Genomic DNA, 24039 nt, shown 5'->3' on the forward strand with positions numbered 1-24039 from the left:
CAGTATGTTCAACCAGAAACAGCACATCATATCTTTTTTCTTTTGAAATTATGTCCACCTTCGCTAACACACTAATTCTTTGGCAGATACAGCATGGCAGGCACGACCTTCCATGGCAGGGAACGAATGATCCCTACGCCATTTGGGTGGCAGAAATCATGTTGCAACAAACACAAGTGATGACGGTAATTCCTTATTACCAGCGTTTTATGGAAGCTTTCCCAGATATCGAATACCTTGCCAAAGCACCGGTTGATGATGCGCTCGCTTTATGGAGCGGCCTCGGTTATTACTCGCGTGGCCGTAATTTACATAAAGCGGCTTGCCTGATGGCAGAACATTATCAAAGCAGGTTTCCTCGACATGCTGCAGAAATTCAGCAACTTCCAGGGATAGGACGTTCTACAGCTGCTGCCATCGCTGCCTTCGCTTATGGTGAACGCTGCGCGATACTGGATGGGAATGTCAAACGGGTATTTGCACGTTACTTCGGCATCATCGGTTATCCGGGCGAGAAAAAAACAGAAGCGCTATTGTGGCAGAAAGCAGAAGAGCTCCTTCCACAAGCAGGTGTCAAACAGCAAATGGCTGCTTATACCCAGGCACTGATGGATCTGGGCGCCACCGTTTGCACCCGTCATCAGCCCAAATGTCTAAGTTGCCCATTACAACCAAACTGTGTTGCTTTCGCGGAAAATCGGGTAGCCAGCTTGCCTACTCCCAGGCCCAGAAAACCATTACCCAGCAAGGAAACTACTTTTTTGATAATGATCGATCAGGACAAGATTTTGCTTGAGAAACGACCAAGCCCTGGCATCTGGGGTGGGTTATGGTGTTTACCAGAAAGGCAGATCGATAACAATAATCAAACTTACTGCACGCAGTCTATGGAAATTGATGCATTACCTCTCACTGACTTACCTCCACTTGATCACACCTTCACTCACTTTAAACTGCGCATTCATACCCAATTACTACAAGTGATCAATCGATCTCATAAAAAAACAGATAATGAAATTTGGCTAACCATCGATAACGCATTGCAATTAGCTCTTCCAGCGCCTGTCAGAAAAATTTTATTAAAAACTGACTTCCAACAACCGCTTCTTGCCCATTAGAATATCACCTTATGAATGACTGGCGAGAGTGGCGAAAACAACAACGCGCACGTTTGATCACGTGCCGAAAACAAATTCCAGATGCAAAGCGTGCCATCTGGAGCGAAGCGATTACTGCTTCGCTCATACAAGGTTTTCCCATCTTGCAACAACGCTGTGTAGGATTTTATTCACCCTACCTAGGCGAATACGATCCAGCACCAGTAATGGCATATTTATCTACGTGTAGTGCGACGTTAGCGCTACCCGAAGTGATTGGTCCGCATCAACCATTAAGATTCCGCAAGTGGTGGCCACAAGCCCCGATGAGAAAAGATGCTTACGGCATCGCTATCCCCCATGATACCGAACAAGTAATCGTCAACGCCGCAGTTATTCCCATGATAGGCTTTGATAGTCAAGGTTACCGATTAGGTTACGGTAGTGGATTTTTTGATCGCACCCTGTCTGCGATCCACCCTCGGCCGCTAACCATCGGCACCGCATTTGAACAGCTCCATCTGCCGACCATTTATCCCCATGAACACGATATCGCGATGGATTATGTTATCACTGAAAAAACAATCTATTGCCTGATTGACCATAAACTCCAGCCAATCTCCCAGGAAATGTGCGCAATGAGGAATGCGTTGAAATAGCGGCCGGTCTGGTGAAGTCCTTTTTACCAGAACAGCACCAATTCACTAACTTTCTTCACCCCAGCGTGGCATTAACGTATGCGCGACACCAAGATGATCAAGGATACGTGCTACTACAAAATCAACGATATCCTGTATGCTCTGGGGATGATGATAAAACCCGGGATTAGCCGGTAGGATAATGGCACCACAACGTGCCAACCTTAGCATATTTTCGAGATGAATCGTAGAAAAAGGCATTTCACGCGGCACCAAAATAAGTTTACGCTTCTCCTTGAGCATGACATCTGCCGCACGTTCGATTAACTTCTGATTCAAACCTGAAGCAACAGCTGACAAGGTGCCCATCGTACAAGGGCAAATCACCATTGCGTCAGCTGGATTGGAACCAGAGGCAACGGGTGCAAACCACTCCTCTCGCCCAAATACCTTCAGCAATCCTTTTTCTGCATTGAAATAGTCATTGAAAAATGCTTCCGCTTCTTGCGCGCGCGAAGGGAGCATCAATTTCATCTCCTGCTGGGCAACGATCTGTGCCACTTGTGAATACAGCAAATAAACATGCACGCCTTGAGCTAATAATATTTCTAGCAGACGAATGCCATAAGGCATGCCGGATGCTCCTGTAAAGGCAAGGGTAATCGTTTGCGCAACACTCATCTCAAGAAAAGAATCTCAAATATTAATCTGAGGCATTATCCGTCATTTCCTGCTCATGCCGCTTGATAAACTCCTGGGTGCTATCAATTCCGCGCAACTGCAAAATATAATTCCGGACTGCAGCTTCGACCAATACCGCCAGATTTCGCCCGGCAGCAACGGGAATAATCACTTTGCGTATGTTTACATTCAAAATACTCTCATTAAGGTTGCTTAGAGGAAGTCGTTCAAATGAACTGATATCTGAACCGCTGGATTTTTCCAAATGAACGATCAATTTCATGTTCTTGCGCCGACGAACCGCAGTTTCTCCAAAAATAGTCCGAATATTCAGCATGCCGAGTCCACGCACTTCCAGATAATCTCGTAATATTGGCGGACAAGAACCCTCCAGCGTTTCTGGCCCTATACGGCGTAATTCGACGACATCATCTGCCACCAGTCCATGACCGCGACTGATCAGCTCTAATGCCAATTCGCTTTTACCCACTCCACTATCGCCCGTTATCAACACACCCATTCCCAGAACATCTAACAAAACACCATGTTTGCTGATACTCGGTGCCAACACTTTAGACAGAAAGGAACGCAATACCCAAATTACATCCAAACTCGAACAGGTTGAACAAAGTATTGGTGTTTGTGTGCTCGCGGCGAATGATCTCAATGCATCAGAAACTAAAGAACCATCAGCCACAATCATGCACATTAGGTCACTTTGAGCTAATTGCTGGAATTTTCTCTGCAATGAAGAAGGATCAAGTTGATTGAGATAATCAACAGCAAAACTACTCAGTACTTGTATCCAGTTAGGATGAATAAAATTAAGGTGGCCAATCAGTCCTTGTGCAGATTTAGCAATAACATCATTATCAAGCTGCTTGCCGCCATAATCCTGCTCACAATCCCAGGTCAGGCATAATTTAGCCTTATTGTCCTCAAATAGCTGACTAACGCTAATTTGAGACATGATCAGGTGTCCAGCCAGTAATGAGTTGATGAATCTCCTTTGCATTCTTACTCTGAAGCAATTTTTCACGAAAATTTTTATTACTAAACATTTGAGCCAGCTCGCTTAAAATTTCCAGATGTTTGTCAGTTGCCTTTTCAGGCACTAACAGGATACAGGCAATATTGACTGGCAAACCGTCTGGTGCATCAAAGGGTATGGCTTCTTTCATTCTGACTAAAGCTGCAGCAGCTTCACGAAGTCCCTTGATTCTACCATGTGGAATCGCCACACCTTGACCCAAGCCAGTAGAGCCAAGCCTTTCCCGCGCGAACAGGCTATCAAAGACCTGACTACGTGCAATGTGTATTGTATTCTCAAACAATAATCCGGCCTGTTCAAAGACACGCTTTTTACTAGCGACATCCAGATCAACGATCACGTTTGATTCAGGTAAAAATTGTGAAATAAGATTCATAAAAAAATGAAATTACTCTCGATAAACACAAATAGTAAGTTCCACCTGAAATTATCTTTTACATCGGAGTAGAAATTGTAGTTAGGTGGGATTTTATAACTGGGTAGAAAAATTAGCTTGTATTGCCAACATATCTGCGATCATCTCGACATGTCATAATTTCTATTCTCTTAACCTTCCCTATCCTAGGTCAACCTAGGTCTTGTGATAAAGCAGGATAATTTCTGGCACTACAACTTTCTATTAAGTTAACTTGATAGTTACTCAGGATTGTCAAATTCCTGATTTTTTAGCGCCTCATGATTACGACGCTCCATGTTTTTTTCCTTATATTTAAGAATCTGCCGGTCAAGCTTGTCCACTAAGCTATCAATCGAAGAATACATATCAGAATTCTCTACCTCGACAAAAATATCTTTGCCGCGGAGATGAACATTGGCTTCAGCTTTTTGTTGATGTTTTTCTACCGACAAAATGACATTCACGTCAATCACATGATCAAAATGCCGGCTAATCTTGTCCATTTTAGAATTCACATAATCGCGTAGGGCAGGCGTGATTTCTACGTGGTTTCCGGTAAGAATCAGATTCATTATGTCTCCTTTTTATGTAATATCTAAACACCAAGCATTGAATATCTTTTTTGTAAGACTTCAAGGCTTGAATCTTGAACAACAATCATCCTTCGGTAATACCAAATTTGCACACTTCGCCAGGATTATTTTGAGTTCGCTCTGCTGATAGGTTATATCCGTTATATAACTATTACCGACAAAACATCAAGAATAAAGACAATTCATTATAGAGACTCTTTACAAAGTTTTGTGAGCAGCGATCATACCAGATACAGAAATAAAGTAGACGATAAAAGACATCGCCAGGATGAAACAAAGTGGTGCAATATCACGCCACAATTTCCATACCTGAGAGCATCAATGATAATTGACAGAACTCAACTTTGATTATGAATATCTATTAATATTATATTGTTTATTTTAGTTATCGATATTTAAGCTTTTTTAATTTCCAGTTTTAAAATAGTTCAAGAGATAATCTGGTGAAAAGAAGTAATCCTGTGGGTTACCTGGCAAAATAGCCATCAAAATACAACTTCTTTGAACTGTGCATTTGGTGTCAGTACCTGCATTTTTTCGAGCTGTATCAGCTCAACCTGTTGTGACCCCTGTTCATTATCAATAATCAAAAATTCACGTTTTTCCGCGGTTGTCACAATATCTTTCGCTTTGCCTTCAAATATTTGCTGATTCTTTAAAATGAGTTTGACTTGATAGCCGTACATACAAGCTACTTCAATATAATCGTGCAGTTCACATTCGATGATCTGTTGTGCCATAGGTATTTGAACCTTTTAAAAGTAATGAAGAACTGATTTTAACGCTATCCACAGGAAATAATAGCGCCCTGGATAAGATATCGAAGATTGAATTTTTTACTTCTTCTGCTACAGTACAGTTTACTCATGAGGGAGATATTTATGAAAATTAGAATGACAATCGCAACTCTTGCAACTTCGTTGACGCTTGGTGGCTGTGCCACCATGACGGAGACACAACGCGGTACCACACAAGGCGCCGCCATTGGTGCGGGCACGGGAGCTGTGATTGGTGCAATCATAGGTGGTGGTAAAGGCGCTGCAATTGGTGCAGGTTCAGGCGCTGTACTGGGTGCTGGAGCAGGTTACATATGGTCACAAAGAATGGAAGAGCAAAAAAGACAAATGGAAGCAGCGACAGCCGGCACTGGGGTGCAGGTGTCGCAAACCCCTGATAATCGTCTGATGCTCAATATTCCGAGTGATATCTCGTTCGATACCGGGCGCGCAGATATTAAGTCCAATTTCAGACCAATTCTCGATAGCTTTGCGACCAGCTTACTTAATAATCCTAATACGACCATAATGATTGTGGGGCATACTGATAATACCGGTACTGATGCCATTAACAATCCTTTATCAGTTAATCGTGCTGCAAGTTCGCGTGATTACCTGGTCAGTCGTAGTGTACCGATTCAACGTATCCAGATTGATGGTCGTGGCTCCCATCAACCCATCACTTCAAACGATACGTCTTCTAATCGAGCTAAAAACCGACGCGTTGAAATTTTTGTCATGGAGCAGCAGTCATCCCCGACTTTAACCCAATGATAGGATTTAAAGTCGCAGTGAAGTGAACAAGATTTGGTTGCTCCTTAAGGATACCCTGACCCTGAATAGGTTACCGAGCAAGTTGAAGTGTAAGGAAAACGGAGTGCAACAAACGAGAAAACGAGCAAAGCGAGTTTCGCTAAAACGAGCAGAGTTAGTCTCGTTAAAACGAACTTTGCACATTTCTTTGCGCAACATAACGTACTAACCAGCTTGTAGCGGCACTTATTCAGGGTCTCCTTAAAAGCTCGTCATGCTATTTAATGCTTAAAATATTTGTAAAATTTCAAAAATATTCTAACAATACTTATTTCCATTTTCAGAAACATAATTCTAAAGAGTTTAAGAAACCATGACAGATTCAACAAATCGTAAAGAAGGCTGGGAAAAGGAAACGCTCGAAAAACTAGTATTTTCATCCTTGCAGGAGCAACGTCGCACGCGTTATTGGAGTATTTTTTTTAAATCACTTACTTTTATTTACCTTTATGCTTTGCTTTTCTGGGGATTGGGTTGGCTCGGGGAAGAAACCGTCGGAATTTCCGAGAGACATGCGGCGCTCGTTGATTTACGTGGCGAAATCAAGCCTGACGGCATGGGAAGCGCTGATAATGTTAACGCAGCTTTACAAAAAGCTTTTAAAGACAAAAACACAGCGGGAGTTATCCTACGAATCAATAGCCCGGGAGGCAGCCCAGTACAAGCAGGTTATATCAATGACGAAATTCGACGGTTACGAGCGGAGCACCCGCAAATTCCGCTTTATGCCGTAGTAGAGGATATTTGCGCCTCTGGAGGTTACTACGTTGCGGTGGCAGCCGACAAAATCTTTGTGGATAAAGCGAGTATTGTTGGTTCCATCGGTGTCGTCCTAGATAGCTTTGGTTTTACGGGCACCCTCGAAAAACTGGGTATTGAACGACGCCTGCTCACAGCAGGGGAAAATAAAAGCTTTCTGGATCCTTTTTCACCCGCTGATCCAAAACAAAAAGAGCATGCCCAGCAAATGCTAGTTGAAGTTCATCAACAATTCATTCAGGTGGTTCAGCAAGGAAGAGGTGAGCGTCTGAAGAATTCACCAGAAATTTTCAGTGGCATGCTCTGGACAGGTGAAAAGGGCATAGACCTTGGGTTGGTAGATGCGCTCGGCAGCGCCGAATATGTTGCCAGAGAAGTCATCCAGGTTGAGCGCATCGTTGATTATACAACTAAGGAAGGATTTGCTGAGCATTTTGCCAAGCGTTTCGGCAAAATGACCGCCGATTTGCTAATGGGAACTAAGGAAAGATGGGAGTTCCGATAACTTTTCCTTATTTCTCCAGTACCTCAGTCAGCATCCGGGCAACACCTATTTGCCAGTGAGGAATATTCAGCCTAAAAGCACAGCGGAATTTTTCAGTATCCAGGCGAGAGTTCAGCGGTCGTTTTGCAGCTGTGGCAAAGGCACTGCTGAGCACTGGCAGAATAGCCTCAGATTGAGTCTTGATCGCCCACCCGTGCTCTCTTGCAAAAGAGAGTATGAAGCGAGCATAACCATACCACGAAACCTTCCCACCTGCGACTAGATGATAAAGCCCTGCTACCTCAGGCTGTTTCAATGCCATCGAAATTGCATGCGCAGTAGCATCGGCAAGTAAATCGGCTCCTGTCGGCGCACCAATTTGATCATCGATGATAGTGAGCTGATCACGCTCTTGCGCCAGACGCAGCATGGTTTTGGCAAAATTGTTGCCCCGCGCAGCATAAACCCAACTTGTCCGAAAAATCAAATGTCGGCAGCCAGCACTGCGAATAGCCTCTTCCCCCTGGAGTTTGGTTTGGCCATAAACATTCAAGGGGGAAGGCAAATCAGATTCGCTCCATGGCCTATCCCCGCTCCCATCAAAGACATAATCTGTAGAGTAGTGAACCAACCAAGCATTCATACGCTGCGCTTCCTGCGCTAGAATGGCCGGTGCTTCAGCATTGATCTGATACGCCAGATCGGGTTCACTTTCAGCTCGATCTACAGCGGTATACGCAGCAGCATTAACAATGACGTCCGGCGCAACTGCTCGTACGGTTTGCGCGATCCCTGCCAGATCAGTCAAATTACCGCAATATTCTTGACTGGATCTATCCAATGCTACCACCTCACCAAGCGGCTGGAGGCTACGCTGCAGCTCCCAACCGACTTGCCCATTTTTGCCGAATAACAGTATCTTCATCCGACATGCTCCTGATAGTGGGTTTCAATCCATTTTCGATACTCACCAGATTGTACGCTGGCAACCCAATCCTGATGATCCAGATACCACTTGACGGTTTTACGAATACCTGTTTCAAACGTTTCGACTGGTCTCCAGCCTAAATCACGTTCGATTTTACGTGCATCAATTGCGTAACGGCGATCATGACCTGGCCGATCTGCCACATATTTGATTAATTTGTGATAATCAGCGGGGCGAAGCTCATTGAGCAAATTACAAATGGTATGCACAATCTCTATATTGGGTTTCTCATTCCATCCACCAATATTGTAAGTTTCTCCCGGGGTACCGGCCTCCAGCACACGACGAATAGCACTACAATGATCCTTCACATAAAGCCAGTCACGGATCTGCTGACCATCTCCATAGATTGGTAATGATTTACCTGCTAACGCATTCACGATCATCAAGGGTATGAGCTTTTCCGGAAACTGAAACGCACCATAATTGTTGGAACAATTCGTAATCAGAGTAGGTAAGCCGTAGGTGTGATGATAAGCACGAACCAGTTGATCACTGGAGGCCTTACTGGCTGAATAAGGACTATTTGGCTGATAACGGTGCACTTCCGTAAAAGCAGGGGCATCTTTAGAGAGAGAACCATACACTTCATCCGTTGAAACATGAAGAAAACGGAAAGCCTGTTGAGTTTTCCCTTCTTGCTCTTTCCAGTAACGATAGGCAGTATCTAATAACCTGAAGGTACCAACAATATTTGTCTGAATGAACTCCTCTGGTCCATGGATGGAGCGATCGACATGACTTTCTGCTGCCAGATGGATGATGGCACGAGGCTGATATTGCCTAAGCAATGTTGTTATTTTCTGTTGATCATTAATATCACCGTGTACAAAGATATGCCGCGAATCTCCTTCTAATGAAGCTAAATTCTGCAAATTGCCCGCGTAAGTCAATTTATCTAAATTAATTACGGGCTCATCCAATTGTGTCAGCCAGTCCAGTACGAAATTTGCTCCAATAAATCCTGCTCCACCTGTAACAAGAATCATGTCTTTTCCCGAAAAATTGTTTGAAATGTAGTAATTTTAATAGCTTAATCGAACTTATTAGGCCGCCATGTCAGCATCAATCCCAATTCTCCCGGCAATGCCTGGAAAGTGCAATCCACACCAATGCCAGGCACCCAGACAAGGTGTTCGCCACTGAAAAGTAGCGGCAGGGTACCGCGCTCCCATGGTGGCAGCGAGGCTTCTTGCAGGATCTTTTTCAAGCTGCGGCGAGGGCGTTTGCAGTCAGGCTGAAATCGCTCTCCACCCGCGCGCAAGCGGACGGTGACAGGTTTCTTAATCAGCTTAGCCGGGTTGATTCCGACACCTTCCTGCTGAACGCATTCAATCATCCCCCCCAAGGATTCAAGAACCCAGCGATACTCCCCACGCCAGACAAAGGGCGCTTTTATCTCCGACTGCATACGTTTTGATTGAATTCTAACCAAGCCTTTGAAGCATCTTATCTCTATTTCGTCAAAAACAAGATAAAGTTTAGTATCGGTTCTCGCTGACAATAATTGTCGCAAGATTTCTTCAAGTTTTAGGGTATTGGGCTGAATTGCTCCGTACTGCGAGAACAGATAGCGCAATAAATTCTTTGCACGGAAAAAACTGAGCTGACGTAAGCCATCAATGTGGAGATTACCTGCTGTCATAGCACATTTGCTATCAATCTCAGCAAGTTCATCCAATAATTGAGCCGCCTCGCCAAGATGATAACTGGCACGTGAGCATGTCTCCCGGTAAGCAGGATAGCGCTGCTCCAGCAGTGGGAAAATGGCATGCCGAAGAAAATTGCGATTGTATGTCGTGTCACTATTACTCTCGTCATCTACCCAGCTTAGATGATGCTGTCGTGCATACTGCATGATGGTTTCGCGTGAAACATTTAGTAGAGGGCGCAATAGGCGGATCGCACCCTTTGAAGTAAGCTTCCTGATAACTGGCATTCCTGCCAGACCCTTAACGCCCGCACCACGAAGAAGCTGTAGCAGCACAGTTTCAACTTGATCATCCTGATGATGCGCCAGCACAATATAGTCAGCCTCAATGCCCTTAAATACCTGATAACGCGCCTGCCTGGCAGCGGCTTCAAGACTAACCTGAGGTACTTTCTGAACTTTTAAACGAAAAATCTGAATGGGAATACCTAATGCGCTGCATTGATTCTGGCAGAAATCACTCCACTGAGCAGCATAAGGACTAATCCCATGTTCGACATGCACAGCGGAAAGCCTGAACATCATCAACCTTGAAAGCATATGAAGCAAATGCAACAGTACCACCGAGTCAACACCACCACTTAGCGCGACAACTAAGTGATCATTCCCGCTAACATGTGCACGCAGGATGTCTTCAACCCATTCAAGAATGGTGTTCGGCCTTAACTTCCTTAAATTTGCCATAACCCATTAATCGATTAAAACGCTTCTGTAGTAACACTTCATGTGGCAGAACCTGCAGTTTTCTTAAGGCATCCTGTAAGACACTTTTGACCGAATGCATGGTGGCAGCGTAATCGCGATGTGCACCACCAGGTGGCTCATTGATAACGACATCGATTAGATCCATTTCTTTCAGGCGATCAGCGGTGATACCCATGATTTCTGCAGCATCGGACGCTTTATCCGCACTCTTCCAGAGAATTGAAGCACACCCCTCTGGAGAAATAACCGAGTAGGTTGCATACTGCAGCATCATGACGGCATCCCCGACAGCAACAGCCAGCGCGCCGCCTGAACCACCCTCGCCGATTACGATACATATGATAGGCACTTTCAGTTCAGCCATCACGTAGAGATTTTTCCCGATTGCTTCAGATTGTCCGCGTTCTTCCGCATCGATTCCCGGATAGGCACCAGGCGTATCAATAAAAGTAACCAGTGGGAGCGAAAATTTCTCCGCGAGGCGCATTAACCTTAATGCCTTACGATAACCTTCTGGTTTGGGCATCCCGAAATTACGATAAATTTTCTCTTTAGTATCACGGCCTTTTTGATGACCGATTACCATCACAGTCTGTCGGTTAAAATGCGCCAATCCACCCACAATCGCGTGATCGTCTGCAAAATGGCGATCTCCATGCAGCTCTTCAAAATCAGTGAACAAGTGCTGTATGTAATCAAGTGTATAGGGACGCTGTGGATGACGTGCCACTTGAGAAATCTGCCAAGGGGTGAGCTTGGCATAGACACTTTTGGTCAATGCCTGGCTTTTTGCCTGTAATTTAGCGATTTCAGCTGAAATATCCAGTGCTGAATTATCTTGGGCAAAGCGCAGCTGCTCGATCTTTTCCTCAAATTCCTCGATACCTTTTTCAAAATCCAGAAAAATCGTTTTCATGAAAGCTTGCGTGTAACTCTAAAAGCAGGATGATACAGGATCTGAAGGTATTTCTGCATGCTTCCACATACTAGCAAATCACTTGGGTCTTGAGCCGTAAGAAAGTTTTTCATATCAAGTATCTGCACACACGCGTAGCAGCTAAGGATAACAGAATATCAGCACAGCGATTTTTTGGATTTTTGGAGCTAGCGCTTACAACATCAACTTATTCATCTATCTCAAGTATTGGAGATTCCCCCCAAAGGAGGAGCCGATCCGATGCGCAAGGGAGTAGCGCCTCGAATCGGCAGGGAAGGAAGTAAATAGAGGAAGTATAAGTAAATGGAGGAAATATATTTTGTATAAAGCCGTATTAATTCAGACTTGATCTAACAAATGCCAAATTAACCAGATATCTGTCAGATCTCATTTCAGTATTAACGGATGAAATCAGGATTAAATGATGATGTCAAAGTCTCCTGGGTCTCCGGCATGACCTACCGTTAAATGGGCTCCGGCAAGCCCTACCAGGGTGATTGTGCCATGGTCTCCATGATCTCCATGAACAGTAATGATCTGATCACCAGTAACAAAATCATCTGTGAATACGAGATCAGTAAAATCCACGTCAGCAAAATCTATTTCAATTTGGTCGCCATGAAGACCATCCGACTGGCGAAAATCGTAAATAATATCGTCTCCAAAAAAGGTACCAACTTCATCATTGAAGACGAAGGTATCTTCACCGCCAGCAAGAGCATTACCGGCATCACCATACATGTGATCTATTGCGTTGTTCCCACTGATCAGGATATCGTTGCCGCCCAGGGGAGAGGCGTTTATGAAAACGACATCGTCATCATGATTGTGGTCATGATCGTCGTCATCATCCTCGTGTTCAACATGGTGTTCAACATGGTGTTCAACATGTTTTTTACCATGTTTTTTACCATTATCATGCTCAACATGATGCTCAACATGATGGGAAACATGGTGGTGGTCATCAGGTTTGCCATAATGATCCTGAACAAGGACAGCAAGGGTAGAACCATTCATTTCTATGGCATCACCATAAAGATAATTCTCTACAATCCCCGTACCATCGTTGTTACCGTTGTTACCACCATGTATCACGTCATCGCCGCCTTTAGACGCATCGTACATGGTAATGGCATCGCCAAGAAGATAATTAGTGATATTGCCATTGACACCCGCTTGAAGGTCACCGCCATATAACGTGTCATGGCCGCCTAGCGAATAATCATACATTTCAAGAGCATCGCCAGCCAGACCATTAAAAACAGAACCGCCGATACTGTTGTTGCCACCCTCTAGTGTGTCGTCGCCACCCAGAGAAGAATCGTACATAAACGCAGTATCTCCAACCAGCACGTTGAGACCGAAATTATCTAGACCAATTAATGAATTACTTTTACCTTTTTGTTCCCCACCCAGCGCTGGATTTAGTTCCGGATCACCAAAAACTAGTACTGTCAATTGATTTACCCCCTTTTTAAAAATTAAAGTAATATGCTTCCATAAAATTTCCCGAACTCCTTAAGGAATCGGATTACGTTGCGCCTTGGATCAGGATCAACCACCAATATTCTGTTTGAGAACTTGCTTGACACATAAGCGCAGTAGCCTCCTCCTTTCCTGGCGCCGTATTGCACCTCATGGCAATCTGGATCACATGACAACATCTTAACTACCGTATTAGTCGTCGCTAGATCTGCCTCTGCGCCTGTATCAAACCAATGCCCCGAATGATCGGTGTAGGCAAAATTAATCTCGTTATTACCAGCAAAGGTGTTGCTTGCAGACAGAAAAGCCAGTATTGCTGTGAAGAAAATCATCACACTCACTATCTTTTGATATGACGATATCTCCATCATAACTTGTTAATCCCCTTGTATCTCTTGTAAGTAAATGATAATAATTGATTTTTCTCAACCAAACAGATAAACAATCTTGCCTTGAGAAAAGCCATGGCTAGAAAGGTAAAGCAAATGCTTTTTTACATTTAAATACCTATAAAAGCTGCTTTTATACAAGCAGGATTCATGCCACAAAATATAATCATTATTAATCAATTTGTTATATAGTATCTTATAAGAAAAATATGAGGGAAATGTCGCCACTAATTAACTTATTTTTTATGCATGATATATGCATGATATATAACACTATGTTTCTTAAAGAATTATTTTGTCTCCATTTTGCGACGTATTTTTAAACATAATGTATAACATCATGTTTTTAAAATACTTATTTTGTCGTCAATTAGGAGCGAGTGATGTGGAAGTTTGAGTTGATTACACCGCAAATAATTGAAATCACGTAAACTGTCCCAAATATCAGTACCAAAGCGCGTGAGCAAAGCGGATAATAATTAAATGGATGTATTGGTCTGAAAAATTATTGTTGATCTTGTCGCGTGCTGCAGTCACCTCATTATCATTTTTCTTTAAGGCGTCTGCATTCAGTTATTTAAATTGCACACCTTGGTTGCGAGGGAGATCTGCGGCCAGCCCCTTCGTCTGCAATCCAAGTGTAAGTATATTACTCTCCCGGCGGGATGCTTGCGCCTTTACCTCCCTATCTACACCTTAGCTGTTCTTATAATAGAACACATCATGGGAATGAATGGAAAGCGAGAGGACTGTTTTATTTAAAGAAATGTACTTTGATGATATCTGGGACCGAGGATGCCTGCCAACTCAGGTTGCGACAAAAAGGGTGGTATAACTGCTATCGGTATAACCGATGTAGCGATACTTGGTATAGACCAATGTTTGCCCCCAGACACCAAGATCACCATCTAACTCAATCAGATTTTTTTGCTAGGCGCATAACTCCAGTTCACCTTCTCGTCAACAATCCAGTACTCTCTGACATTATTAGCCTGAGCCTGAGGAGGAAAAACGAACATCGTGCCAATAGCTAGCAGCACGATAAGAATGATTCAAATTTGATATTTAGTACGCATGCGTTACTTCGACTAATTATCTCCATGTAATTGTAAAATAAGCATTCTCAAACCCTGACTAAAAGCAGGCAAACTGGAACGCTCCAGGAATACACACAATCTGCCAGACAGCTTGCAATAACGTTTAACAGCAAAATAATCATCATGACTGACACAATCAACCGGGCAAATTACCATACTGACGCGATCCAGCAATGTATACAAATGATCTCTGTTATTTTCAGGACTGCCGCGATAGGCTATGAAACGTCCGCCAGCAGCTTCTACCAGCTGAAGATAATCTGGGTAGAGGGTTGCACGTCCTCCTACACACAAAACAGCTTGTCCGGCAAGGCTATGGTTATTATTGCCCCCTCTGGCGATCTCCTGACTGGCATTAGATTTGATTGTTTGCTTTTCCTTGATCAAGGGAACCCACTCTGTTTCCGGCCTCGTGTTTGCTTTTGTATAGATTCTCTTCCCAGGAAAATGGCTATGAATCCTCGAGATTGATTCTTGTTCTGGTTCTTGCCGGATCCCAGCATGAGAAACTGCTCTAAAACTGGTCAGCCATGCACGTAATCTATCTTTTAGCCAAAGTAGCTTGCTAATGTAATCAAATTTCTTCTCAGGAATACCTATACAGTATTTTGCGAGGGGTGAAGAGCGAAGATAATAATCGCGCAACACATTGCCAGAAGGATTATCCATTCCCATACTCCTTAAATTGATAAGAAAAATTGGCTGGCTTGCCTCGAAGAAAATAGGCTGGCTGGCTAAAATGGTCACTGGCAGAGGAGAGAGTACTTCCAGCGACTGATGAGAAAAGTGATTATCCGCTTATTAATCTTTAGCTTTGTGTCGTCAAACACGCTTTCTACCAATTATTTCGTCAGGATCAGCTTGTCATTACGTGTTCGGCGCAACCGATACTGCTCGCCACGGTGCTGAATAAGCACTTCATCACCCACTACAAACAAGCTATCACTGTTGATTGGCTTGTAAGGATCGCGCATGGGCAAAGAATGTGATTCCGTGACAGTTTGCAAATTAATATCTGACCTATTCATAGCATCTAATATTCAATATTGTTAATGAGAATGATTCTCATTATACACAAATAAATGAGCAACGCAAGTGCTTGTTAAAAATATTTGCCAAATATCTTATTCAACCCGCAAAGCGTTATAGTGCCGGGTTTTGATGTGCTTGACAGTCACTCCGATCAAGAATCCGCTAAAATGAATTAATTATTACCCCATTGATGGTAATTATTATGAATAACATTCATATTCTGAACGCATCAAGAATATTAAATAAACAGCAAGATGAGACTTTACATATTTAACTAGCTTGGAAAAAAACCATGACCAACCCGCTCTGCTTTGTACTCATGCCGTTTGGGCAAAAACCAACGACTAGCGGTAAGATGATTGATTTTGATGCGGTTTATCATGACCTGATCGAACCGACCATCCTGGCAGCCGATCTCGAACCAATACGAGCCGACGAAGAAATGGCCGGTGGCATCATCCACAAACCGATGTTCGAACGCCTGATATTATGCGAATACGCTATCGCAGATCTCACCACAGCCAATGCCAACGTTTTCTACGAACTAGGATTGCGCCATGCTGTGCGGCCTTCTTCGACAGTATTACTTTTCGCCAAGAGCACAGGCCAGCTTCCCTTCGATGTTGCACCGCTGCGTAGCATACCTTATGACATCGGCGCAGATGGCAAGCCTGACAATGTCGCAGCAATTGCTCCAATTCTGACAGATCGATTCAAAGAAGCACGCAAGCATATGACGGATAGTCCCATCTATCAGCTCGTGGATGGCTTCCCGGATATCCAGCATCTCAAGACGGATGTGTTCCGTGAGCGTGTTACCTATTCGGAACAGGTTAAAAAACAACTGGCTGAAGCTCGCAAGCAGGGATTGGATGCGGTACGCACGATTGAGCATAGCCTTGGCACAATTGCAGATACCGAGTCTGGCGTGGTGATTGATCTGTTTCTATCCTACCGGGCAGTTAAAGGCTGGCAGGAGATGATTAATTTGGTGCCGAAAATGTCACCGCCGCTCGCCAACACCGTTATGGTGCAGGAGCAGTTGGGACTTGCTCTCAATCGAGCGGGTCATGGAGATGAGGCAGAGAAGATATTGATCGAGTTAATTAACAAACGTGGCCCAAGCAGCGAGACTTACGGTATTCTGGGCCGCGTCTACAAAGATCGGTGGGAGGCTGCTGTCCAAGTGGGCGAAACCATACGCGCCAAAGGTCTGCTCAAGAAAGCTATCGATGCTTATCTGAAAGGCTTTGAAGCAGACTGGCGCGATGCCTACCCCGGCATCAATGCGGTTACGCTGATGGAGATAGCTGAGTCAGCCGATCCTCGCCAGGCAAAACTGCTACCTGTAGTCGCCTATGCGGTCGAACGGCGCATTGCCGCTGGCAAACCCGACTACTGGGATTATGCCACACGCCTTGAGCTCGCCGTACTGGCGAAAGATGAAGAAGCAGCTTCGAATGCTTTGGGAGATGCGCTCGCCGCCGTGCGGGAATCATGGGAACCCGAAACCACTGCTCGGAATCTACGGTTGATTAGTAACGCCCGCAAAAAGAAAGGGGGGTTGCTCGGATGGGAAGAGGAAATCGAAGCCGCGCTAATAGACCAAGCAAGCAAATAATCAGCGAAACTTCATTTTGTAAAAACTTCGTTTTTACAAACTCTCAGGAGCTAAAGCATAGCTTAAAAACCTTTTAACGCTATTTTTCCAATCATCCTGCCACTAGCAACTTGCTCAAATGCAGCTTGCAGCGTTTCAACACTGAGTTGTCCGCCCTGATGAGTCAGGATGGAGCGAACAACACCTGCATCAACGGCTTCTGCCAAGCGCTGTAGATAGACTCCTTGTTGCGATTTATCTGGCGTGTTAAACATCGCTCGGGTAAACATGAACTCCCAATGGAAACCCACACTTTTATTTTTAAAACGATTCATATCCATCGGCTGACGAGGACTGACCAAGGCACAGATCCTACCAAAGGGACGGATGCAAGCTGCCATATTATCAAGATGGCTATCGGTATCGGCAGTACACAAAATTCTATCCACTTCTTGCACAAGTTGAGGGCGTAACGGCTGACTATAGTCTATCACCTGATCAGCGCCCAATTGCTTGCACCAAGCTTGACTCTCAGCGCGGGAAGCAGTCACAATCACCACTATCCCCACTTGCTTAGCCAATTGAATCGCCATCGAACCTACTCCACCTGCACCACCAATAATTAGCAAGCGTTTGCCTTGATTACTAGCTGCATCCAAGCTGAAACCCAAATGGTCAAACAAGGCTTCGGAAGCAGTCAATCCGACCAACGGCATGGCCGCCGCTTCCAGATCAGACAGACTTTGCGGTGCTTTAGCGACCAGGCGGCTATCTACGGCTTGTTGTTCGGCGAAGCATCCCGTGCGTATGACATCACCAGCATAAAATACGCGATCACCCACTGCGAAGCCCTCAACCCGTGTACCTATCGCCAGCACTTCACCACAGGCATCAAATCCAAGTACTTTCAATCCGATCTGATCTGGCTTGATACTAGCCTTGAGTTTAGTATCGACAGGATTAACTGCCACCGCTTTCACCCGCACCAGCAAATCATAATCGCCAAAGATTGGTTCAGGAAGCTCAGCTAATTCAAAAGTCTGTTGGGCATTAATACCTAGTGCACGCATATAATATAAAGATATAAATATGAATTTTTCAGTTGAGAGTTAATGGGTAATACATTTTAAATATTCTATCCATAAAGTCAGAATAAAGCTAAGTATTAAAGTTAATTTGGCTTCAGTTATCTTCTGCTTAAAGGGTAGCATCCCGTTTTTCTGTGTTAGGCGTCCTTGCGTGACTCCAGCTCGATTTCTGGATGATACGCATAGCGGATGATGGCACTAGGGCAGCGTACTCCAAAGTGAACGTGAAGATTGAGAAGGAGCCTTGGCACAGCGTGCTTGTACTCGTTCAACAGGGCGAGGTGCTCATTACGCGTGATGCCGGTTGCAGTCGATTTTCGGTGCTGGAAGCCGTCATCGCGCAGCTTCTTGAGCTTAGAAAACGCTGCCCATGGGCGACTGGACAGATCGAATGCGTGCCCTGAAAGCTTCATGGGCCACGTCTTCATCTTTGTTTCGAGATTATCCCTAAGGGCAGGATCGTCACCTGCTACTCGCAACCGAACCATGTACTGATGGTTAAGAAACGCCTCCACTGCAGCGATTCCCGCGTTCACCGCAGCCAAAAAGCGCTCCCAGCGACCGGAGCTGATAGCGCTATCGAAGTCTTCTTTGCTGATCTCGAAGTTCGCCCAGTAATCGCTTTCGTTGTACACGCCATCTCCGCTAATCACTGACTCATACTCGCCTGTGATGTGACTAGGCCGTGAAACAGCTACGCCCTCCGCCGTCCACTGCGCACCGAGGAGATTCTCGTAGAGCGGTACGCTCTGCGAAAAGTCTCTGCAACCCGCAACAACATGTTTGAAATCGCGACCGTTCTGGGCGTAGTGAGCTCTTATGTCGGACACTGAACGAATGTTTCCGTGAATGTCGTTATAGTGATTTCCATGCAGGGCCATGGCTACGACCATGTTGTAAGCATTGCGCTCAGAGATACGTTTTTTTGCTCTGAATGCCATAGTTATACGTCTGCTGAAGGCCTAACGCCCCGATTCAACCGCCGGCCACGAGCGCAACGAGTGGCCGGTCGGCTGGAAGCGATGGTTGGGCCAGTCAGACACGAATTGCTGACGGAAATGCACGACTCGCCCAGGAATCATTTGTTACCTCAACCATAAACGGAACTTCGCCTGCGCCTATGACGCGTGAAACGGTAAGCCGATGCTTACCATCGGCTACTAACCCGAGATCACAGTTCAGGTGCTTCACGAGAAATATGGGCGATAGCGCCGTGTTGTTCACCCATGCACGATGACTTTCGCGATCTTATGCTGCGTCATGCATGCTGCTCCATAGGGTCGTAGCCTCATATACAGATGGCTTGTAGAGGCCGGCCCACAGGTCTTGAAGATGACAAGTGTAGATGCAGAGTCCGGATGAGATGATGCTCGTATTAATGTCATTGAAGCTTATTGAGCCGCTGCTTGTGTCCCATATGGCCTTAATAGGCGGCATTGCTTTCTTGTATCGAGCAACGAATCCGTCTAAGCGCGCGCACTCTTCCGCCGCTCGCTGTCGCTCTGCCAGAAAGGCGTTGATGTCTACCACTCTTAGGCCCAATGTTTGAGTTCAGGGGCGCGCCGCCGATAGGCGGAGCGTCCCCTGCAACGAAAGGTTAGAACTCATTTGGCATTGGCGAACAACTCGCCGAGAGTGAATATCCCCGATCTACCTCCGTTGATGCTGCTCAGATAGACCTTCGCAACATCTGAGACAGCGGTTACTCGTTCAAGGTCTTTGGTGTGGAAAATGACGCCCATACCACAAGCATTGAACAAACCACACCGGCAGGTGTAACTACAGCAACATGGTACGTGTGCGAGTTATTGTCGGTCAGGTACTTGATGAAGCCATCAAGGTCGGGTGGTACCTGCGGGGCAACGTTTAGATGCTTGGCAACATCAATCCACTCCCACGGCTCCGGGTCATCAGTGCATTGGGCCAGAAGAAACATTCGGAGTCGTTGCCCGGACGCGCTATCTCGGAAATGATTACCGAACTCAAAGCAGCAAATTTCATAGATGACTTAACGTGCTCAACAAATAGTGCCTTGAGATCAATCGTCCAGCTGCCGCCCAAGGATGACTGTATTTGCTCGGACTTGAGCGAAACTTGTTTGGCCCCTTCAATGGATTTTTGGATCGTTCTTTCCTTTTCTTCCTCCGACCATCCAAGGCCCATACCCTCTTCTGACTTGAAGAATCGGGAGAGGATAGTTCTGATAACTTTCGGGATGTCCTTTATGTCCCTTACATCACGGGACAAGCTAAGGCTAATTTCTCCGTTTTCGGTAATCCATACCTTTGGCGCTTGGGGCACAACCCTTGGGGCAAAATTCGAATCTAGCTTTATCTTCAGCGTTGATTCTGAATCGTCAATGGAGTACGTGTCAGAAAATGGCTACGGTACCTTTCCCGTCTTTCCTAGAATCTTGTAGGTAGCGCGGGCTAGTTGAATATGTTTTTGGTTTACGTAGGGGGCATCGACCCAGTGGCCTAGCTTGTCATTGCAGGACTTGCAGAGCAGATACTTGGAAATGCTTCCCCCAGCGGCTTCTGGAAAGATGTGTTCTTCAGTCAGCGGCTCACTTGACTCAAGGCAGAGTATGCAGGTGTCAGACATTTCTAAGGCGCTCGGAGGTGATGAGTTCTAACGAATAGCGTTTATTTGCCGCCTTCCCCAAGTTTGCAATAGCCGCTGCTCTATCGGCGGCGGATAAACCTTGTTGAACTAAACTAGCGGGAAAGTAGCGCTTATGAGGATTGTAAGGCTGCGGAAGGGAATGTCAACTGGCAGTTGTGACGAGTGTATTGCTGAGCAAAGGAAAAGGTGTCCAGAAAAGGTGTCTGTCATTTCATTTTGCAAAATGAACGAAAAGGTGTCAGTCATTGCATCTTGCAAAATGAACGAATTAACCGACTAACAGTACTGTAATGAACATTAAAATACGCTGCAATTTCAAACATTGTGTAATGTCCCGTTTTGTATATCGTATTCATTGCCTCTCCTCTATCAGTAATATACCGGCAACAATTTCGTCTATTGGCTTCTTGGGCGATTTCTTCGATCGCTTGGTAATATGAATACTATCACTTTGTTTTAAACTAATATGTTTTTGTACCTCACCAATAAAACCATTCTTTTCCATATTCATTTATGGCTACGGATCATAAATGCACTTCATGCACTATGCAATGACTGACACCTTTCTCTCTAGATTTCACTGCGCTCTTGCTCGAACTTCTTGAGCTCGTAGACCGCGATCCCGCCGACCACAACACCGCTCTTAAGGGCGACCAACGCGATAAACGAGTCACCACCGAGCAACCGCCGTAGGTAGCCGTCACTGGGCTGGCTTGCGGCATAGGTGTGGCTCGTCTTTAAACGCCTCACAGAAGGTCCTCAGCAGGGCCCTCATCAGCGAAACATCATCCGGAGCGAGTTGGCGTATGTCTGTCGCCATAGTCTACATCCACGCTGCATAACGGATCGGCGATCACCTGCGGCGCGCAGCGCCGTCAGGTGCATCGTCGTGTTAGATGGCAGCCTCCTCGGTTCCAACAAGGTTTGTACCGAACACGCAGAACCCACCATCTACGTCAACCATCCGCACGTCCGCGAAGCCCGCCGCCATGAGTATTTCTGTCAGCCCCTCCTTCTGCTGTCCAGAATAGCGCGTAAAACCGAGCAGAACTGTTCCTCCTGGCTTTAACACACGTCTGGTCTCCTGCAGCCCTGCGAGAGCATCAGGCCAGACTTGCATCGAATTGATCGCAAGGGCCTTATCGAACATGGCCTTCTCGAACGGTAAGCGCTCGACCGAGCCTCGCAGAAGCTCAACCCTGCCCGTTGCAATGCCCGTAGCGTTGCGATCCTTGGTCTGTTCCAGCATCTCTTCGGACGGATCGATGCCAGCGACCTTTCCCAATGAAACGGAATCGGCCAGGAGCTCAATCCCAACACCTGGGCCGAATCCGATCTCCAGCACTCTGTCATTCGGCTGACGTCGAGCAATTCGATGGCCCGCCGGGCGATCCACGCGTTCGTGCGCGCCATGATAGTACCACCGAGCCTTCCCAACACACCCGTCGGACGACCAAATGCACGCATGAAAAGTCTGTTCAAAAACTTCATTCATCGATCTCTAATTTGATGCTACTGCCATCTAACGGTCAGCGTCAGCGGCGCCCGTCTGGGCGTCCGCTGCACGCTGTGGTTAGGCGGCTCATATTACCGATCTATCGATCGCCTCAGTTGCTCATACCGCCACTCGACGAAGCCATCCGCGGAGTCGGGCTAGTTTCAGGCAGACTTGCCCCCTTGGGTGATCTGGAGGATGTAGCGGGTGGCAGGTAGGTCAAGCGCCGCGTAGAACTCGCCAGCGATAGGGCTGGCGTTGTCGTGCAGCATCTCTACGAACGCCGCCGCTCCTGACGTTATCGTGACGCCCGCCTGCCTCATTTGATCGATCGCAGTCAGTTGTAGGAGATCGCTCCAAGTGCCCGAGGCATCCAAAAGTGCATAAACGTCATATCCGTCAGCCACAGCGGACATGGCGGGGAACGCCAAGCAGACGTGCGTTGTGATCCCGCCGATCAGGAGCTTCTGCCGCCCGGTTCGCTTGACAGCATCGCGGACTCGCGGCTCATCCCATGCGTTGACAACGCTTCGCTCGATGTTGTCCACCCCCGGCAGTGCCTCCGTGAGCTCAGGCAGAGTCGGGCCCCACATCATGGGCGCAGTCGAGGTGAGCACAACCGGGACGCCGAGGACGCGCGCGGCGCGGGCGAACGCGACGACATTGTGGCGCACCTCGTCCGGCGTGAGATCTCGAATGCCCGAAACGAGCCCGACCTGGTGGTCGATAAGCAAGAGTACGGTGCTCTCAGGTGTGAGGCGCTCGTAGGTGCGGCTCCGGCCGCTCTGGGACTGGTCTATCGTCTTAGTTTTGCTCATAGCGTGTACTCCCTCAGAATTGGGTAACTCCTACATGCGTCTCAAGCCGCCTAACTAGAACTAAACCTCCGAAATGACACAATCTATTACGTCAGAAATAAAATCTAACACGACAAGCTGCATGCTATCTCTTTATTTTTTATAGAATTGAATCAATTTGGCTTTCATCATAACAAACTTTGTTAGATCCACAAATACGATGAATAAACCACGACTTTTGAACCAGGCGCGGGATAAACTCAGGCTCAAGCATTACAGCTATCGTACCGAGCAATCTGATATTGTCTGGATTAAGCGTTTTTTATTCTCTTTCACAACAATCAGCAGCCGGATACGAGGGAGGAAAAAAGATAGCTTCCTATATTTGCGTTCATTTTTAAGCACGATCAAAAAAGATGTCAAAAGATGTCAGAAAAGATGCAAAAGGTGTCAATCATTGTATAGAAGCGCATTTATGATACGTAGCCATAAATGCATATGAAGAAGAATGGTTTTATGACACGTCCGATCAGACTGGAATTTTCGAATGTTTTATACCATGTTATGTCGAGGGGGGACGGTGGAGAAGCTATTTTTGCTGAAGATGAGGATAGACGGCAGTTTCTTGATTTATTAGCAGAGCTGATAATACGCTATGAAGCAATATGTTATGCCTACTGCCTGATGGATAATCATTATCATCTTTTGCTAGAAACGCCCAAGGCAAATCTATCTCAAATATAATGTTCATTACAGTACTGTTAGTCGGTTAATTCGTTCATCTTGCAAGATGCAATGACT

General features: G+C 45.8%; 28 protein-coding genes. 8 read left to right on the forward strand and 20 right to left on the reverse strand.

What is annotated here, in order from left to right; genetic code table 11:
• Window positions 1–50: 50 nt before the first annotated feature.
• Window positions 51–1118 (forward strand): A/G-specific adenine glycosylase, encoded by a 1068-nt coding sequence (mutY, locus tag R2Q26_RS00300; protein ID WP_317534420.1) that lies wholly within the window; start codon window positions 51–53, stop codon window positions 1116–1118.
• An 11-nt stretch (window positions 1119–1129) separates the two neighbouring features.
• The gene (locus R2Q26_RS00305) at window positions 1130–1756 is read left to right on the forward strand and encodes a 5-formyltetrahydrofolate cyclo-ligase (RefSeq protein ID WP_090568826.1); all 627 of its coding nucleotides are present in this window, start codon (window positions 1130–1132) and stop codon (window positions 1754–1756) included.
• 45 nt (window positions 1757–1801) lie between these two features.
• Here R2Q26_RS00305 and R2Q26_RS00310 read toward each other — a convergent pair whose 3' ends face one another.
• The 5 genes from R2Q26_RS00310 to R2Q26_RS00330 all read right to left on the reverse strand — a co-directional run bounded on the left by R2Q26_RS00310 (window position 1802) and on the right by R2Q26_RS00330 (window position 5197).
• Window positions 1802–2416, reverse strand: coding sequence for a flavin prenyltransferase UbiX (locus tag R2Q26_RS00310; RefSeq protein ID WP_317534421.1), 615 nt, complete (start codon window positions 2414–2416; stop codon window positions 1802–1804).
• Between the two features lie 22 nt (window positions 2417–2438).
• A complete protein-coding gene (gene hprK / locus R2Q26_RS00315) occupies window positions 2439–3386 on the reverse strand; it encodes an HPr(Ser) kinase/phosphatase (protein ID WP_317534422.1) in 948 nt (315 codons plus the stop codon).
• A complete protein-coding gene (locus R2Q26_RS00320) occupies window positions 3373–3843 on the reverse strand; it encodes a PTS sugar transporter subunit IIA (protein WP_317534423.1) in 471 nt (156 codons plus the stop codon). The genes hprK and R2Q26_RS00320 overlap by 14 nt, the downstream gene beginning before the upstream one ends.
• 260 nt (window positions 3844–4103) lie before the next feature.
• Window positions 4104–4436, reverse strand: a complete 333-nt coding sequence (hpf, locus tag R2Q26_RS00325) for a ribosome hibernation-promoting factor, HPF/YfiA family (RefSeq protein WP_317534424.1) — start codon at window positions 4434–4436, stop codon at window positions 4104–4106.
• 506 nt (window positions 4437–4942) lie between these two features.
• Window positions 4943–5197 (reverse strand): Rho-binding antiterminator, encoded by a 255-nt coding sequence (locus R2Q26_RS00330; RefSeq protein ID WP_317534425.1) that lies wholly within the window; start codon window positions 5195–5197, stop codon window positions 4943–4945.
• Between the two features lie 141 nt (window positions 5198–5338).
• Here R2Q26_RS00330 and R2Q26_RS00335 point away from each other — a divergent pair, with 141 nt between their 5' ends.
• Window positions 5339–6007 (forward strand): OmpA family protein, encoded by a 669-nt coding sequence (locus tag R2Q26_RS00335; protein ID WP_317534426.1) that lies wholly within the window; start codon window positions 5339–5341, stop codon window positions 6005–6007.
• Between the two features lie 352 nt (window positions 6008–6359).
• On the forward strand, window positions 6360–7310 hold the full coding sequence (locus R2Q26_RS00340) for a S49 family peptidase (RefSeq protein WP_317534427.1): 951 nt from the start codon (window positions 6360–6362) through the stop codon (window positions 7308–7310).
• A gap of 7 nt (window positions 7311–7317) precedes the next feature.
• Here the strand turns inward: R2Q26_RS00340 and rfbD are convergent, their stop codons facing one another.
• The 8 genes from rfbD to hemP form a co-directional block, all read right to left on the reverse strand.
• Window positions 7318–8214 carry a dTDP-4-dehydrorhamnose reductase gene (gene rfbD, locus R2Q26_RS00345; RefSeq protein WP_317534428.1) on the reverse strand — a complete coding sequence of 299 codons (897 nt, stop codon included), beginning with the start codon at window positions 8212–8214 and terminating at the stop codon, window positions 7318–7320.
• Window positions 8211–9266, reverse strand: coding sequence for a dTDP-glucose 4,6-dehydratase (rfbB, locus tag R2Q26_RS00350; protein ID WP_317534429.1), 1056 nt, complete (start codon window positions 9264–9266; stop codon window positions 8211–8213). Before rfbB ends, rfbD begins: the two co-directional genes overlap by 4 nt.
• Before the next feature lie 44 nt (window positions 9267–9310).
• Window positions 9311–10672, reverse strand: a complete 1362-nt coding sequence (tilS, locus tag R2Q26_RS00355; RefSeq protein ID WP_317534430.1) for a tRNA lysidine(34) synthetase TilS — start codon at window positions 10670–10672, stop codon at window positions 9311–9313.
• A complete protein-coding gene (locus R2Q26_RS00360; RefSeq protein ID WP_317534431.1) occupies window positions 10632–11609 on the reverse strand; it encodes an acetyl-CoA carboxylase carboxyltransferase subunit alpha in 978 nt (325 codons plus the stop codon). Before R2Q26_RS00360 ends, tilS begins: the two co-directional genes overlap by 41 nt.
• Window positions 11610–12047: 438 nt before the next feature.
• Window positions 12048–12959 (reverse strand): hypothetical protein, encoded by a 912-nt coding sequence (locus R2Q26_RS00365; protein ID WP_317534432.1) that lies wholly within the window; start codon window positions 12957–12959, stop codon window positions 12048–12050.
• Between the two features lie 152 nt (window positions 12960–13111).
• Window positions 13112–13447 carry a hypothetical protein gene (locus R2Q26_RS00370; protein ID WP_317534433.1) on the reverse strand — a complete coding sequence of 112 codons (336 nt, stop codon included), beginning with the start codon at window positions 13445–13447 and terminating at the stop codon, window positions 13112–13114.
• A 1145-nt stretch (window positions 13448–14592) separates the two neighbouring features.
• Window positions 14593–15270: a DUF2325 domain-containing protein gene (locus R2Q26_RS00375; RefSeq protein ID WP_317534434.1), complete on the reverse strand. Its 678-nt coding sequence runs from the start codon at window positions 15268–15270 to the stop codon at window positions 14593–14595.
• 173 nt (window positions 15271–15443) lie between these two features.
• Window positions 15444–15629, reverse strand: coding sequence for a hemin uptake protein HemP (hemP, locus tag R2Q26_RS00380; protein WP_090568779.1), 186 nt, complete (start codon window positions 15627–15629; stop codon window positions 15444–15446).
• 296 nt (window positions 15630–15925) lie between these two features.
• On the opposite strand from hemP, the gene R2Q26_RS00385 reads away from it, so the two are divergent.
• Complete coding sequence (locus tag R2Q26_RS00385; protein WP_317534435.1) at window positions 15926–17254, forward strand: TRAFs-binding domain-containing protein; 1329 nt, start codon at window positions 15926–15928, stop codon at window positions 17252–17254.
• 62 nt (window positions 17255–17316) lie between these two features.
• On the opposite strand, the gene R2Q26_RS00390 is transcribed toward R2Q26_RS00385, so the two are convergent.
• The 6 genes from R2Q26_RS00390 to R2Q26_RS00410 form a co-directional block, all read right to left on the reverse strand.
• Entirely contained in the window at window positions 17317–18303 is a 987-nt protein-coding gene (locus tag R2Q26_RS00390) for a zinc-binding alcohol dehydrogenase family protein (protein WP_317534436.1), read from the reverse strand.
• A 155-nt stretch (window positions 18304–18458) separates the two neighbouring features.
• A complete protein-coding gene (locus R2Q26_RS00395; RefSeq protein ID WP_317534437.1) occupies window positions 18459–19262 on the reverse strand; it encodes a hypothetical protein in 804 nt (267 codons plus the stop codon).
• Window positions 19263–19356: 94 nt separating this feature from the next.
• The gene (locus R2Q26_RS00400; RefSeq protein ID WP_317534438.1) at window positions 19357–19545 is read right to left on the reverse strand and encodes a hypothetical protein; all 189 of its coding nucleotides are present in this window, start codon (window positions 19543–19545) and stop codon (window positions 19357–19359) included.
• Window positions 19546–20187: 642 nt separating this feature from the next.
• On the reverse strand, window positions 20188–20568 hold the full coding sequence (locus R2Q26_RS00405; protein ID WP_317534439.1) for a hypothetical protein: 381 nt from the start codon (window positions 20566–20568) through the stop codon (window positions 20188–20190).
• Between the two features lie 135 nt (window positions 20569–20703).
• On the reverse strand, window positions 20704–20925 hold the full coding sequence (locus R2Q26_RS15385; RefSeq protein WP_411182298.1) for an HNH endonuclease: 222 nt from the start codon (window positions 20923–20925) through the stop codon (window positions 20704–20706).
• A 913-nt stretch (window positions 20926–21838) separates the two neighbouring features.
• Window positions 21839–22342, reverse strand: a complete 504-nt coding sequence (locus R2Q26_RS00410; protein WP_317534556.1) for a class I SAM-dependent methyltransferase — start codon at window positions 22340–22342, stop codon at window positions 21839–21841.
• Here R2Q26_RS00410 and R2Q26_RS00415 point away from each other — a divergent pair.
• Complete coding sequence (locus R2Q26_RS00415) at window positions 22231–22659, forward strand: hypothetical protein (protein ID WP_317534564.1); 429 nt, start codon at window positions 22231–22233, stop codon at window positions 22657–22659. The two genes, R2Q26_RS00410 and R2Q26_RS00415, sit on opposite strands and share 112 nt — an antisense overlap.
• Here R2Q26_RS00415 and R2Q26_RS00420 read toward each other — a convergent pair.
• Entirely contained in the window at window positions 22606–23259 is a 654-nt protein-coding gene (locus tag R2Q26_RS00420) for an isochorismatase family protein (protein WP_317534440.1), read from the reverse strand. The genes R2Q26_RS00415 and R2Q26_RS00420 overlap by 54 nt on opposite strands.
• A 199-nt stretch (window positions 23260–23458) precedes the next feature.
• Between R2Q26_RS00420 and R2Q26_RS15390 the strand changes: the two genes are divergently transcribed.
• Entirely contained in the window at window positions 23459–23740 is a 282-nt protein-coding gene (locus R2Q26_RS15390; RefSeq protein ID WP_411182299.1) for a phage integrase N-terminal SAM-like domain-containing protein, read from the forward strand.
• A gap of 14 nt (window positions 23741–23754) precedes the next feature.
• On the forward strand, window positions 23755–23982 hold the full coding sequence (locus R2Q26_RS00425; protein WP_317534441.1) for a transposase: 228 nt from the start codon (window positions 23755–23757) through the stop codon (window positions 23980–23982).
• The last annotated feature ends 57 nt before the right edge of the window (window positions 23983–24039 follow it).

It is taken from the genome of Nitrosomonas sp. Is37 (assembly GCF_033063275.1).
Taxonomy (GTDB): Bacteria; Pseudomonadota; Gammaproteobacteria; order Burkholderiales; family Nitrosomonadaceae; genus Nitrosomonas.